Here is a 14,429-nt window from a genome sequence, read left to right as displayed (position 1 = left end):
TCGTCGCTTGTGATGGTTACGGTAGCGCTGAAGTTGCCTGTGTTGGTTCCTGAAAGGCTGACAGTGAAGGTTTCCGTTGCATTCGCAGCAACCGTTGAGATGGCGCTGTTTACGTTGTAATCGGTGCCGGAAACGGTGATGCCACTGACATTGAGTACGCTCGTCCCCGAATTCTTAATTGCAAAGGTTCTTATGATCTCGCTTCCTTGTACTGCGCTACCATAGTTGATTGCAGTCACTTGCGCATAGGTAATTCCCGGCGAGGCATCAGTGGCACCATCGAAGACGTTGATCTCAGGGAAGGTGACTGTGCCAGTCACAGGGAAAGTGAAATCGCTCTCATCCGCATCGTCGCTTGTGATGGTTACGGTAGCACTGAAGTTGCCTGTGTTGGTGCCTGAAAGGCTGACAGTGAAGGTTTCCGTTGCGTTCGCAGCAACCGTCGAGATGGCGCTGTTTACGTTGTAATCGGTGCCGGAAACGGTGATGTTGCTGATATTGAGTGTGCTCGTCCCCGAATTCTTAATTGCAAAGGTTCTTATGATCTCGCTTCCTTGTACCGCACTACCAAAGTTAATTGCGGTCACTTGCGCATCGGTAATCCCCGGTGAGGCATCAGTGGCACCGTCGTATACGTTGATCTCGGGCAAGGTGATGGCACCTGTTACAGGGAAGGTGAATGGGTTTTCATTGGTGTCGTTGCTGGTGATGGTCACTGTAGCATTAAAGGTGCCCATGGTTGCGCCAGAAACGGTGATAGTAAATGTCTCTGTTATGCCGACCGCAACTGTCGAGATTGAACTGGTAACGATAAAGTCAGTGCCCGAAACACTAATGCTGCTTACCTCCAGAGGCAATGACCCGGTGTTTTCTATAGCAAATGTTTGTATGATATCATTTCCCTGCAAAACGGATCCTAAATCGATGGCTGACAACTGCCCGTCCATGATGGGAATACCAGCATTGCTACTTCCATAGAAAACGTCTAGCTCTGGCTCAGATATGCCGCCTGTGATGGAGAACGTAAAGGGATTTTCGTCGGTATCGTCGCTCGAAATCGTGACCATCGCATCAAAGGTGCCTGTAATTGCCCCTGATAAGGTAATTGTAAAAGTTTGAGTAGTGCCGGCACTCAACGCTCCGATTGAACTGTTGACAGTATAGTCCGATCCTGTAACAATTATACTGCTGATAGTTAGCGTACTAGTCCCGGAGTTTTTAACAGCAAACGTTTTTGTAATGTCGTTTCCTTGTAGTGCGCCACCAAAACTGATCGGTGTGATTTGCGCATCGATTATCGCTGGCGAGGCCTCGTTAGGGCCGTCGTAGACGTTAATTTCGGGGGCGGTGATTGTGCCTGTTACGGGGAAAGTGAAAGGATTTTCATCTGCGTCGTTACTAGCAATGGTCACTGTTTCATTGAAACTGCCTGGGTTGGTGCCCGACAGGGTCACGGTAAAAGTTTGCGTGGCATTCACGGCAACAGATGCGATGACGCTGACCACACTGTAGGCAGTGCCCGAAACAGTAACGCTGCTGACATTGAGCACGCTCGTCCCTGTGTTTTTGATCGCAAAAGTCCTGGTAATATTGTTTCCTTGTAGCGCACTGCCAAAGTTGATAGAAGTGACTTGTGCATCGGTGATTACAGGAGAGGCGTCAGTGGCACCGTCGTAAACGTTGATTTCGGGAAAGGTGATAGTGCCCCTTAAAGGAAAGGTGAAAGGGTTTTCGTCTGCGTCGTCATTGGCAATAGTCACTGTTTCATTGAATGTGCCTGTGTTGGAGCCGGAAAGAGTCACAGTGAAAGTCTGGGTAGCGCCCACAGCCACTGTGGTGATGGCACTGCTGACGCTGTAGGCCGTGCCGGAAACGGTAATGCTACTAATATTTAGTACACTTGTTCCCGTATTTTTGATGGCAAAAGTTCGTGGGATGCTGTTGCCCTGCACCGCACTGCCAAAGTTGACGACAGCGACTTGTGCATCAGTGATTACAGGAGAGGCGTCCGTGGCGCCGTTGTAAACATTGATTTCAGGAAAGGTGATGACGCCTCTTACAGGGAAGGTAAAAGGGTTTTCGTCGGCGTCGTTACTGGCAATGGTCACCGTTTCATTGAATGTGCCTGTGTTGGAGCCGGAAAGAGTCACAGTGAAGGTCTGCGTAGCACTTACAGCCACTGTGGTAATCACACTGCTGACAGCGTAGGCCGTGCCGGAGACAGTAATGCTGCTGACATTGAGTACGCTCGTTCCGGTATTTTTGATCGCAAAAGTCCTTGTGATGTCGTTGCCCTGTACTGCATTGCCAAAGTTGATGGCGGTTACTTGTGCGTCAGTAATTGCAGGGGAAACATCGGTGGCACCATTGTAAACGTTGATCTCTGGCGCAAGGATAGTGCCTGTTACAGGAAAAGTAAATGGATTTTCGTCGGTGTCATTGTTGTTGATAGTGACCGTGGCATTGAAAGTACCCGCATTTGTGCCAGACAACCGAACGGTGAACGTTTGGGTGGCACCCACAGCAATGGAGGTAATTGAACTGGTAACACTGTAGGCCGTGCCGGAAACGGTAATGCTGCTGACATTGAGCGAACTCGTTCCTGTATTTTTGATGGCAAAAGTCCTGGTAATATTGTTTCCCTGTAGCGCACTGCCAAAGTTGATAGCGGTGGACTGTGCGTCTGCAATAGACGGCTTTGTGTCGTCGGCACCATTGTAAACATTGATTTCGGGCTGTGGCGCTTCTGTCTGATTAAGCCTGATGCTCAACGTTCCCTTCCCTTCGGCCTGTCGGTTAGTGTAGATAAGGTCAGGTCTTTCGTCGCCGTCGATATCATCCAACTGATCGGCAAATGGCGCTGCTGAGGTGGCAAAGACGACGACTTCGTTCATAGCAATAGTGCCTTTCTCGCTCTTGTTGCCATATACAAAAACCCGATCTTCGGTCACCGAGGGAACGGCGATATCGGGTAGCTTGTCTCCATTGATATCACCTACATCAAAGAAGTCACCATAGCTCGACGAGCCTTCTCCAGTATTGAATCCAATAGGCTCATCTAATGTAATTTTTCCGTCGCTGGCGTAGGCATTTCTGAATATTTCAATGATGGTTTGCGTTTGAGACCCAACAATGATGTCCAGAAAGCCATCCTGATCCATATCTGCCGCTTTTACTATGGCAACCGATGAGTTAGGTTTAAAAGTATCAGTCCGATCGAAAGTCAGCTTCCCTTGGGTACTGGTGTTCGTGATAACCTCCAAATTGGCTCCTGCGGCATGTATCAATTCCGGGAGGCCGTCATCATTCAAGTCACCTGCTGTAAGGTCTCCGCCACCTGTAGGTAGTGTTGTTGGGCCGGAAAAGCTTATTTTGCCTATTGAACTTGTGTTCAGGTAAATACTGATTGTACTGCTTGTCATGGCCGCCACATCAACTCTTCCATCCTGATCGAGGTCAGACAGTACGAGTCCTATACTGGGTGTACCTTCGATAGGGAATGTTGAGCCAGCCTCAAAAGTTATTTTTCCGGGGGTACTCTTATTGACCATATAAGCCAAATAGGTACCTGCAACTGCACTTGATCCCCAGAAAACGATATCAAGTAAACCATCACCATCAAGATCATGGATTTTTGGCCCGAAACCGCTAGGGACATTGACGGCAAATTTTGAGACGTCGAACGAAGGAATGCCTTTAGTGGTGTTTTGGTAAATGCTGATAGCGCCACCCGAATGTGTCAAAAGAAGGTCAATAAGCCCATCCTTATCAAAATCAGCGCTTTCCAATCGTTCAGGATTGTCTTCCGTTGTTATTTTATTTTCAGCACCGAAAGCATTCGTGTCGATCGTTGAGACGCCATTCGCATAGGTCGGAATAAAATTTACATTGGAAGTTGCCAGCAAGCCAGACACAGAGATGACAATGATCGGTCCCATTTTGGCTTCCAGCGGAACAGTAACCGACAGTTCAGTTGTACTTCCATCCTTAATTGTCGCGGGTACACCCCCAACAAACACCAGCATGGTGTTGAATTTGTCATCAAAGTTTTCGCCAGTAATGATGACCTGCTCCCCAACTCTGGCAGAGGTAGGAGAAAAGCTTTTGATGATAGGGGCTGCGGCTCTGGAAACACCGTCATAGCCGAACAAGATTAAAAAAATGACCCAGTGATATTTTGACATAGGTACAGGAAAAAGCTGATCGAACTCTTGCTAATCTACGGATGAAAAAGAGCATTTCAATAGAAGAGGGTAGGTTTTTGATAGCAGTAGCAGCATTGGTAGGCCACTGTCACCTTGATTGTTTGTCGATTGATCACTGTATTATGTAAATTATTAATTGTATTATTCCTATAAAAGTAATTACCCTTCATTGCAACTCAAATTATGCTGTCCGAAGTAAATGAAAGCCAACGGAGCAGGCCAGGGATGTTGTTCCTACCTGCCTCAATCCGATTAGGGCCAGTGTAGCCTGCATACGAAGAACTGCACTTTGCCGAGGTTGCACTGAAGGGCATAGAAGCGACGATGAGTTAGCTTTTGTAGGTATTCCTCCGAACGAAAAAAAATTATACCTGCCAAAAACTACATGGTGTGGGTAGGCGGATTCCAGTGTCGGGCATGTCTACATACCCACCAGCGCCAGCGATTTTTTCATGGCGGCCATGTTGGTAGCAAGAGCCTCGTCGTTCTCGAGCTCGTTGAGTGCCTGGTTAAACGGTTCGGTTCTTACCGGCCCGTCGTAGCCGATGTCGATCAATCCCTGTAGGAAGTCTTTCATGTTGATCACGCCGGTGGCAAGCGGCAGCTCCCTTTTTCCGTCCTGCTGCTCCTCTCGTTTGAAGCCAGCTCTGGCATCGTTGATGTCGGCTGTAATGATATCGGAAGGGGTGAGGGTTTTGATGTCCTCCAGAGTATCGTTGGCGCAATACCAGTGGAAGCTGTCCAGCACAAAACCAACATTTCCGGTTCCTATGGCAGCAATGAGTTCTTTGCCTTCCTTCATGGAGCTGATAAAGGTATACCTATTCCCTGCTACCAGCGTTCGCATGCCGAGGTACTCAAGACCAAGCCTGATGCCATAGTCATTCATTATTTTGGCGCATTCACCTAGCCGACTTGCGTGCTGGCGCATATTTTCATTGTAGGTAAGTGTGCCATGAGAAGAAATGATCCACGTGTTGATCCGGGTTGCCCCTTGCTTTTGCATTGCCTCGCAGAACTTGGGAAGGTCTTTTAAATCCTCTTTGAACTTAGCCTCGTCACGACGGAACTCCACCGGAATATTGGTGGAGTCGTAGCTGATCTTATTTGCTTTCATCTTCGCCATGATTTCGTTCAATTGCGCAGACGAATAGTCTTTCATTACCTCCTGAGTAAAAGGGCTAATAGCCTCATAGCCGTGCTGGATGGCGTAATCCAGCGTTTGAGCAAAATTGGCCTTTACCCCGATAATGCCGGGGTTGAGTGCCAATTTGAACTTCCTCTGCGCTTGGGTAGCCGAAAATAAGGGAAACGAAGGGCTGCTGGCAGCTGCAATGGCCAAAGCGGATGACTGGATGAATTTTCTACGATGCATGATTTTGGCTTATAATGTCATAAGATAGAGGATTGGCAAGGACTTTAGAAAGAGAAAGTGGATGTGCGGTAATTCCTTGGTTGCCAGACGAGGTCGAGAGCTTGTTCGGGTTACTTTCCGATACAAAACTTACTAAAGATATTCACCAACAAGTCATCATTCGTCACCTCACCCGTAATCTCACCAAGGTGGTGGAGGGCCTGACGGATGTCGAGAGCCAGGAAGTCGCCGGTGACGTTGGAGCCGATTCCCGTGAGCACATCGTTCAGGGCCTGATTGGTCTTTAGCAGGCTTTCAAAGTGCCGGGCGTTGGTCACAATGGTGTCGCTGCTCCGCACGTTTTTGAGGTTGACCTGGTCGAGAATCTTGTCTTTCAGCTCTTCCAGGTATTGCTGCTGTGAGGCAGAGATAAAGATAAACCTGTCATCTTCTTTTAGTTGAGCTACGAGATCATCTGGTGCTTTGTCAATCTTGTTACCAATAGGAATAAACGGCTTGCCAAGGTTCTCCAGCTTGTTGATTTCTTTGTTGATCTCGGTGATATTGTCGTTCACCAGGTCAAAAAGGTAAAGGATCAGCGAGGCCTCCTTCATTTTGCTGTGGGTTCTTTCCACACCCAGCGCCTCGATGATGTCGGTCGTTTCTCTGATGCCGGCTGTGTCGATGAACCTAAACGCTACTCCTTCAATATTGATTTCATCTTCAATGGAGTCACGGGTGGTGCCGGCAATGTCGGAGACAATGGCCTTGTCTTCTTTGAGTAAGGCATTGAGCAGGGTGGACTTGCCGGCATTGGGTTTTCCGGCAATCACGGTAGGCACGCCGTTTTTGATCACGTTGCCCAAATCGAAGCTCTTGATCAACTGGTTGATGATCGTTTTCAAATCTTTGACCAATTTAGCCAGGTCGTGACGGTCGGCAAACTCCACGTCTTCCTCTCCAAAGTCCAGCTCCAACTCAATCATGCTGGCAAAGTGGATGAGCTGCTCCCGCAGTTGTTTGATGTCTTTCGAAAAGCCCCCCCGCATCTGCGACATGGCCGCCTGGTGGGCAGCTTCGGAATCGGAGCTGATCACATCCGCCACAGCCTCGGCCTGCGCCAGGTCGAATTGCCCGTTAAGAAAAGCTCTTTTTGTGAATTCGCCTGGTTTGGCCAGTCGGGCTCCTTTGCTGACTACCAGGTTGATGATGCGCTTGATAATGTATGAAGAGCCATGACAGGAAATCTCCACCACGTTTTCTTTTGTGAACGACTTTGGCGCAACAAAAATAGACATCAGCACTTCGTCGATGATGTCTTTGCCTTCTCTTACCGTACCAAAATGGATCGTATGTGACTCCACCTTTTCAAGGTTTTTACCATGGAAGACGGAGTTGGCTAAACTGATCGCTCGAGGGCCTGAGAGCCTGATGACAGCAATGGCACCAATGCCCTGGGGAGTGGCAAGCGCCACAATGGTATCGTCGAACTGAGAGTAGGAGAGAGCACCCAAACTAAAAAGGGGGTTAATTGTCTGAAAACTTTTTTATGGAAATCACAAATAATAAAGCCCAAGGATCAAATAAATTCCAAATATCAATCCCGAAGCACCAAACCGTTTGGAATTTGAATTTTAGGTCATTGGTGCCTATTTGTGTTTTTGTTATTTGCCTTTTGTATTTTTTGACAAGCTACTTCTTTGCGAGTTTGGAGATGATCCTCTTTAGCTGCGGCGAAGTCTTGTAACCTGAAACTATTTCAAGTCTGTCCTGGTCATTGTCTACCAAAATGAAGGTAGGGTATCCTTGTATCCCAAGCGCCTTCACCATTTCCCGGCCACTGGTTTCCTTACCCAAAAATGTAAACTTATCAGTTGTTTCTCCATTTATTTTGACCACATAAACCGATTCGTTCAAAAGCGAGACAACCTCCGGGTCGGTAAAAGTGGTTTTGTCCATCTTCTTACACCAGCCACACCAGTTGGCGTACATCTCCACAATCACCGGTCTGGGTTCTTTTTTCAGCTTTTCAGCCAACTGGTCAATAGATGTCCATTCCGTAGCCGTTGGTTCAGCCGGAGTAGCAGCCGTAACCACAATGGCGAGTATTGCCACTGACAGTAGTCCAATCAATTGTTTCATATCGGTTCCTCTTTTAAAGTCATGGAAAGTTTCGATCTTCGATTTCTGAACACTACTCCTTGCGTAGGAGAGAACAAAAATACAACCAAAAAGATTAAACCCGCCACCGTCGACATAGCACCGGCGATGGATCCGTCAATAAAGGACGCAAGATAATAGCCCAGCACCGAGACAATCACCCCTATGATACAAGTGAAAATGAGCATTTTCTTGAAATCCTCAGTTAGTAGATAGGCTGTTGCTGGTGGTGCAATAAGTAAGGCCACCACCAAAATAGCCCCTACTGATTCGAAAGATGCCACCGTTGTTAGCGACACAGCTCCCATGAGCAAGTAGTGCCAAAGGGTGGTATTGATGCCAATGATGGCGGCGTAGGAGGGGTCGAACGTGGTGAGGAACAACTCTTTGTATCCGATGAAGATGAAAGCAATGACCACCAGCAGCACTGATCCGGAGATGTACAGTACTCTTGGCCCCATGATAGTGCCGGTGTCGGTGATCCAAAGATCAATGGGCACGTAAGCAATTTCACCGTAAAGCACGCAGTCCTGGTCGAGGTCAACCTTGCCAGCAAAAGTGGAAATCAGGATGACACCAAGAGCAAAGAGCCAGGTGAACGTGACACCGATGGAGGCGTCCGTTTGGAGATTGCCCTTCTTGTGAAAGAACTCGATAAGAAATGTGGTAATGATGCCTAGTGTACCTGCTCCCAAAAGCATGGGCAGGGAGTCCCGGCTGCCAGAAATGAAAAACGCTATCACAATACCCGGCAACACGGCATGAGAAATGGCATCAGCCACCATGGCCATTTTTCGAAGGATGAGGTAGCTCCCCACCAGGCCGCAGGACACCGCCACCAACGAGCCTGCTAAAATAATATATATCGCTTCCATGGCTTATCTGTAAGGGATTGTTTCGTTGTGAGGATCAACCGACGGATAGTTGAGTTTTTTCTCCAGCCTGGCCTCTATTTCCGGTGTTATGATATGCTCAATGGTTTCAGCCTCATCGTGCACATGGTCGGGCGCAATTCGCAAGTACTCGGTAAGGTAAAGCTCCCAAAGCCGGTGCAGCTTCACTATGCGCTGTCCTTTGTTTTTACCTTCCTCAGTAAGTACCCAACCTTCACGATCTTGCTTCAGGAAACCGCTTCTCACTAGTTTTTGTAGGCCGCCTTTCAATCGTCCTATTACGAATCGCCTTTGGGAGATCAGGTCGCTTATCTTTCGGTGTCCATAGTATTGTTCATCGGCCTCACCCAGGTGGAAAAATGCCTTGAGGATGTTTTCCTCCAGGATCTGCTTTTGATATTTTCTTTGCTGGAATTGCTTATACAGAATGCCCTTCTTTGGCGCAATGAAGAACGAGCTCATGGCGATGAAGGAAATCACCAGCACAATCCACGGCCCCGTAGGCATGGCCGGGGCCACAAAGGAAATGTAGGCACCTGAAACACCGGAGATCGCCCCAAAGAGTGCTGCCAGGAACACCATTGTCGTCAGCTTGTCGGTCCAGAACCGGGCTGCCGCTGCAGGCGTAATAAGCATGGCTGCCATGAGCACCACACCCACAGCCTGAATGCCTGTAACTACAGCCAGCACTGTGAGGGTTGTCAAAACGAGCTCCAGCCCCTTCACAGGCATGCCAATGGCTTTTCCAAACTGTTCGTCAAAGGCAAGAAGGGTAAGCTCTTTGAAGAGAAGGCCAACAACAAGAAGCAAAATGACACTGACAGAGCCGAACACGATCAGGTCCTGGCCAACAAGAGAAGCTGCTTTGCCAAACAGGAACTGATCCAGCCCGCTTTGATTGGCGTTGCCGGAATGCTGGATAGCCGTAAGGATCAGAATGCCAAGGCCGAAAAAGACCGACAGGGTAAGACCAATCGCTGTGTCTTCTTTTAGTTTGGAGTACCTGACGATCATGTCGATAAACCGGAGGGAGAGCCAGCCGGTAATGAACGCTCCAATAATCAGGTAAATGGGGTTCTTGGTACCTGTAACAACGAAGGCCAGGCACACACCTGGTAGCACCGAATGTGCCACGGCATCCCCAATGAGTGCTCTTTTCTTGAGAAAAGTAAAACAACCCACTATGGCCGCACTGATAGCCAGCAACACCGAGCCCACCACCACGTACCTGATGTTGGGATCCTGAAAAGAAAAGAAATAGAGAAAGTCTTCCATAATAAGGGTCGCCTGGTTTGCCTACACTGTTTTCTCTCTGCTTGGGAAGCGCCCTTTCGTAAGCAAATCTCCCACTTCCGACAGAATGGTGAGCTTGCCACCGTATGCTTCCTGCAAAAGCTCTTCTTTAAACACGTCGACTGTCGGCCCGGAAGCTACCAGGCGCATATTCAGCAAAATGAGCCAATCGAAATACTTGGCTACGGACTGTAAGTCGTGGTGCACCACCACTACCGCCTTCCCTTCTTTAGACATTCTCCTCAGCAACTCTACAATCGCTTTTTCAGTAGCGGCATCTACACCTGCAAATGGCTCATCCATAAAATAGACCTCTGCCTGCTGCGCCAGCGCCCGGGCCAGAAACACCCGCTGCTGCTGTCCACCTGAGAGCTGTGAAATCTGCCTGTTTTTGAAGGCTTCCATTCCCACCAAGCGCATGCTCTCCTGCACCACCTCCCTGTCGGCTTGCCGTGGCCTTTTGAAAAGCCCCAGCTTTCCGTAACGGCCCATCATTACCACGTCATATACTGAAGCCGGAAAATCCCAGTCGACGGACTCCCGCTGGGGCACGTAGCTGATCTTTTCCCTCACGTTGTCGAGTTGCGTGTCAAATAGCTTCACATAACCGCTGCTAAGCGGCACGAGATCCATAATGGCCTTGATGAGGGTCGACTTACCAGCGCCGTTGGGCCCCACAATCCCTACCAGGCTGCCCTTGGGAAGAGAGAGATCGATACCCCACAGCACCGGCTTTTGACTGTAGCTGACCGTGAGATCGTGCACTTCAATGATCGGATCTTCTGCATGTATGTTCATCTTACCAGATTATTTTAAAGAGGATACTATTGTGTTTACATTCGCCGTAACCATGCCGATATAGGTGCCGTCTTGTGTGCCAAATTCGCCCATTGCGTCAGAATAGAGTTTGCCACCAATCACTACCTGATGTCCACGCTGCCTGCAGCCGTCTACCACCGCATTGATGGCTCTTTCAGATACTGAAGTCTCAACAAAAACAGCTTTGACATTTCTGTCAACAATAAGATTCACCAGATCGGCCACGTCTTTGAGGCCAAACTCCGATTGCGTGGAGATACCTTGAAGACCGTTTACTTCGATGTTGTAAGCATCACCAAAGTAGCCGAATGCATCATGGGCTGTAACCAGAATTCTCTGAGTTTCAGGAATTGTGGCTATTTCTGACGTTACCCAGCTGTGAAGCGAATCAAGTTTCTGCAGATAGACGTCCAAATTTTCCTGATAGTAGGCTGCGTTCTCCGGGTCTTTTTCCTTCAGCGTCTTGCCAACCTCAAGCACAGCGTTTTTCCACAGATCCACATTGAACCAAATGTGTGGGTCATAGTTTCCTGCGAAAACAGGAGTGTCCCTGAGTATTTCTTTCGGTATTTCTTCCGAAACTGCCACCACTGGCTTCAGCCGCCCAAGCTTCTCCAGTACTTCGCCCATCTTGCCTTCAAGGTGCAGCCCATTATAAAAAACAACGTTCGCCGCCGAAAGTCGCTGAAGGTCTCCCTGGGTTGCCTTATAGAGGTGAGGATCAACACCCGGGCCCATCAGGGCGTCCGCTTCGACAGAGTCCTTTGCGATATTCAATACGGCGTCGTAGATCATTCCCGTCGTCGCCAGCACTTTGAGCTTGGTATCTTTCTGCCTTTTTTGACTTGTTTGGGTGCAGCCAAAGAACAGCATGTTGATGATTGCAACTGACAGGGTTATTCTCAACATCAATTTTTTCATATTTAATCTGTGATCAAAATGTTTTGTGATACCTCTCTGGAAATAAATACCTTTTGCTTATTATCTATTAGTATCTCCATTGAACCATCAAAGTCGACTCGCTCAGTTACTTCCAGCTTGGCACCGAGGTAAATGCCGATTTTATCGAGGTATTGTAAAAAGGAAGAGCCTTCGTCGTTCACCGCAACAATTTTTCCTTTGACTCCCACCTCAACTTTGTCCAGAGGTGTTTTTTTTGCAACGGCCATGTCACCGTTTTCGTCAGGAATAGGGTCGCCATGAGGATCTACTTTAGGGTAGTCGAGGAATTCGTCCAGGCGCTGGATAAGGAGACCGGATCTGATGTGCTCCAGCTGCTCAGCCACTTCATGCACCTCATCCCAATTGAATTTTAGTTTATCAACCAGAAACACTTCCCAAAGCCGGTGTTTCCGAATAACCTGTAAAGCCATCACTTTTCCTTTCCTGGAAATATTGACACCATAATACTTTTTGTACGTGACCATCCCTTTTTCGTCAAGCTTCCTGATCATGTCGCTCACGGACGCAGGCTTCGTGTTCATGTGGTCAGAAATCGCATTGGTGGATACCTCAGTAGCTCCACTGTCGGACAAATGAAAAATTGCTTTCAGGTAGTTTTCTTCCGCAAAGCTTAGCATTAGCAATTATTTTGAGTCAAAGGTAAAAATATTTTAGAGTTATCTAAAAATATTTTTCATTCGATGTTATAACGGAAAAACAGGATGGTACGTTCACGCCTTAGTCAAAGAGGCCTGAACAGGTGCCTAGTGATCCGACATAAGCGTGTTAATCAACTCGGTAAGCTTGTGTTCCTCAGCTGCCCAGTAGATGTCGCTGTAGTCGATAGACGCAGGGTAAAAGTTGCTGCCGAGCATTGGCAACAACTCGCTGGCAGAACCCTGCTCCGCCGAAAAAATAACAGCGGCATTTTTTTCAAGGCAGTAGTTGGTCCACGTCCTATCTTCTTGAATGATTATCGGCAGGCGATGCGACATGTACTCCCAAATTTTGGTTGGGAAGCATTCGTTGATGGCCGGATTGTCTGGATAAAAAACCATTCCAAAGTCGGCGTGAACAATAGCAGATTGTATGGTCTCGTAGGGTACCCCATAGGAGCCTCCCGTCAGTGTGACATAGGGATGACTGCTGATCGTTTCAGCAATAAATTGATTCGACTTTTTGTCGGGTACTTTGCCACAAAGGTGGAGTTGGCTTCCTGGAATCGTTTCGTGAATTTTCATAAAAGCATCGATGGCTTCCCGAACCCCATAGGTGAGAGACAGCGTGCCAGTCACGAGAAATACGGGAGCGTTGAGGTTTGCTTTTCGGGCGGTGCGGACTGCAAGGGGCAGTGCTTTGTTTTGAAGAACGGTCCACCGGGTGCCGATAAAAGGAAGGGCAGTGTAACTGTTTTCTGCCAGAGTAAAATGAGAAATGAAAGGAGCGCTCATTGTTTCAGACAGTCTGACCCATGCGGCTGCAAGAGGTTTTAGAAAGGAGGGAAGAGGGGAAAGGTATTTGATGTTCAGTTGGTAATTTTCCTGAATATCATACACAATCCGGGTGCCAAATATTATTTGGTATAGACAACTAACAATCAGAAATTCAGATGTGTTAACTATGATTAGTTCAGGCTTTAATTTAACTAACTTTAGGAAGAACCTGGCGGGAGCAAAAAGTCTCCCAAATGAGATTCTTTTGAAGTAAAAGAGAGGGGTAAATATAATATCGGGATGTGCTGAGTGATTTTTCGAATTGAATCCTATGATATTAAAACCATATTTATTTGTTTTCGTCATTGATAGGGCAAGCTTGTGATAGTGACGTATGTCATCCACAGGTTTCAATACCGAACCAATCACAATTTGTTTTTTTAACATGGTGCTAAGGAAAGTCGATTCCTTTGGCCGAAGATAATTTAATAGAATTTCTACTGAATGGAATTAAGAGAATTAATAGAGAATGCGTGGGACGACCGGGCAACTTTGCAGGACAAGGAAACGGCAATTGCCATCAAAACAATTGTCGATGACCTTGACAAAGGGATTCGTCGTGTGGCCGAAAAAGTGGGAGACGATTGGGTTGTGAACGAGTGGATCAAGAAGGCGGTCATTCTCTATTTTCCTCTGATGAAAATGCAGGCCATTGAGGTAGGGCCATTCTCGTATCACGACAAGATTAAGCTAAAGACTGGCTACGATAAACTGGGAGTGAGGGTGGTGCCAAATGCTGTGGCTCGATACGGATCCTATTTAAGCGCAGGCGTGGTGATGATGCCAAGCTATGTGAACATCGGAGCCTATGTCGACGAGGGAACTATGGTTGACACGTGGGCAACAGTGGGAAGCTGTGCGCAGATCGGGAAGAACGTTCACCTGAGTGGAGGCGTCGGAATCGGTGGTGTACTTGAGCCCGTTCAGGCGGCCCCGGTTATCGTGGAAGACAATGCATTTATTGGTTCACGTTGCATCATTGTAGAGGGCATCAGGATTGGCAAGGAAGCTGTGCTTGGTGCCAATGTTGTGTTGACGGGCAGCTCTAAAATTATAGACGTTTCGGGTAGTGAGCCAGTGGAGTATAAGGGTTATGTGCCCGAGCGCTCGGTGGTGATACCGGGCACAATTCCCAAGAAGTTTCCGGCAGGTACGTTCCAGGTGCCCTGTGCGTTGATCATAGGAAAGAGAAAAGAAAGCACAGATAAAAAGACGTCGCTGAATAGCGCTTTACGTGAGAACGACGTTGCAGTGTAATATACAATCAATT

General features: G+C 47.9%; 11 protein-coding genes. 1 reads left to right on the top strand and 10 read right to left on the bottom strand.

What is annotated here, in order from left to right:
* The 10 genes from RIG68_RS10195 to RIG68_RS10150 all read right to left on the bottom strand — a co-directional run.
* The coding region (locus RIG68_RS10195) for a choice-of-anchor D domain-containing protein (RefSeq protein WP_350121816.1) at positions 1–4,184 on the bottom strand (4,184 nt) is incomplete at its 3' end.
* Positions 4,185–4,626: 442 nt separating this feature from the next.
* Positions 4,627–5,580 carry a sugar phosphate isomerase/epimerase family protein gene (locus tag RIG68_RS10190; RefSeq protein ID WP_350121814.1) on the bottom strand — a complete coding sequence of 318 codons (954 nt, stop codon included), beginning with the start codon at positions 5,578–5,580 and terminating at the stop codon, positions 4,627–4,629.
* A gap of 110 nt (positions 5,581–5,690) precedes the next feature.
* Positions 5,691–7,073, bottom strand: a complete 1,383-nt coding sequence (gene mnmE, locus RIG68_RS10185; protein ID WP_350121812.1) for a tRNA uridine-5-carboxymethylaminomethyl(34) synthesis GTPase MnmE — start codon at positions 7,071–7,073, stop codon at positions 5,691–5,693.
* Between the two features lie 178 nt (positions 7,074–7,251).
* Complete coding sequence (locus tag RIG68_RS10180; RefSeq protein ID WP_350121810.1) at positions 7,252–7,701, bottom strand: thioredoxin family protein; 450 nt, start codon at positions 7,699–7,701, stop codon at positions 7,252–7,254.
* Positions 7,698–8,594: a metal ABC transporter permease gene (locus RIG68_RS10175; RefSeq protein ID WP_350121808.1), complete on the bottom strand. Its 897-nt coding sequence runs from the start codon at positions 8,592–8,594 to the stop codon at positions 7,698–7,700. The genes RIG68_RS10180 and RIG68_RS10175 overlap by 4 nt, the downstream gene beginning before the upstream one ends.
* Before the next feature lie 3 nt (positions 8,595–8,597).
* Positions 8,598–9,887 carry a metal ABC transporter permease gene (locus RIG68_RS10170; protein ID WP_350121806.1) on the bottom strand — a complete coding sequence of 430 codons (1,290 nt, stop codon included), beginning with the start codon at positions 9,885–9,887 and terminating at the stop codon, positions 8,598–8,600.
* A gap of 21 nt (positions 9,888–9,908) precedes the next feature.
* Positions 9,909–10,703, bottom strand: coding sequence for a metal ABC transporter ATP-binding protein (locus tag RIG68_RS10165; RefSeq protein WP_350121804.1), 795 nt, complete (start codon positions 10,701–10,703; stop codon positions 9,909–9,911).
* A gap of 9 nt (positions 10,704–10,712) precedes the next feature.
* Positions 10,713–11,645, bottom strand: a complete 933-nt coding sequence (locus tag RIG68_RS10160; protein WP_350121802.1) for a metal ABC transporter solute-binding protein, Zn/Mn family — start codon at positions 11,643–11,645, stop codon at positions 10,713–10,715.
* A 2-nt stretch (positions 11,646–11,647) separates the two neighbouring features.
* A complete protein-coding gene (locus RIG68_RS10155; RefSeq protein ID WP_350073907.1) occupies positions 11,648–12,304 on the bottom strand; it encodes a metal-dependent transcriptional regulator in 657 nt (218 codons plus the stop codon).
* Between the two features lie 126 nt (positions 12,305–12,430).
* Positions 12,431–13,117 (bottom strand): glycosyltransferase family protein, encoded by a 687-nt coding sequence (locus RIG68_RS10150; protein WP_350121800.1) that lies wholly within the window; start codon positions 13,115–13,117, stop codon positions 12,431–12,433.
* Positions 13,118–13,603: 486 nt separating this feature from the next.
* Between RIG68_RS10150 and RIG68_RS10145 the strand changes: the two genes are divergently transcribed.
* Complete coding sequence (locus RIG68_RS10145; protein ID WP_151996827.1) at positions 13,604–14,416, top strand: 2,3,4,5-tetrahydropyridine-2,6-dicarboxylate N-succinyltransferase; 813 nt, start codon at positions 13,604–13,606, stop codon at positions 14,414–14,416.
* The last annotated feature ends 13 nt before the right edge of the window (positions 14,417–14,429 follow it).

This window comes from Imperialibacter sp. (assembly GCF_040222385.1).
In the GTDB taxonomy this organism is placed as follows: Bacteria; Bacteroidota; Bacteroidia; order Cytophagales; family Cyclobacteriaceae; genus Imperialibacter.
This window is presented reverse-complemented; position numbering and strand designations above follow the sequence as displayed.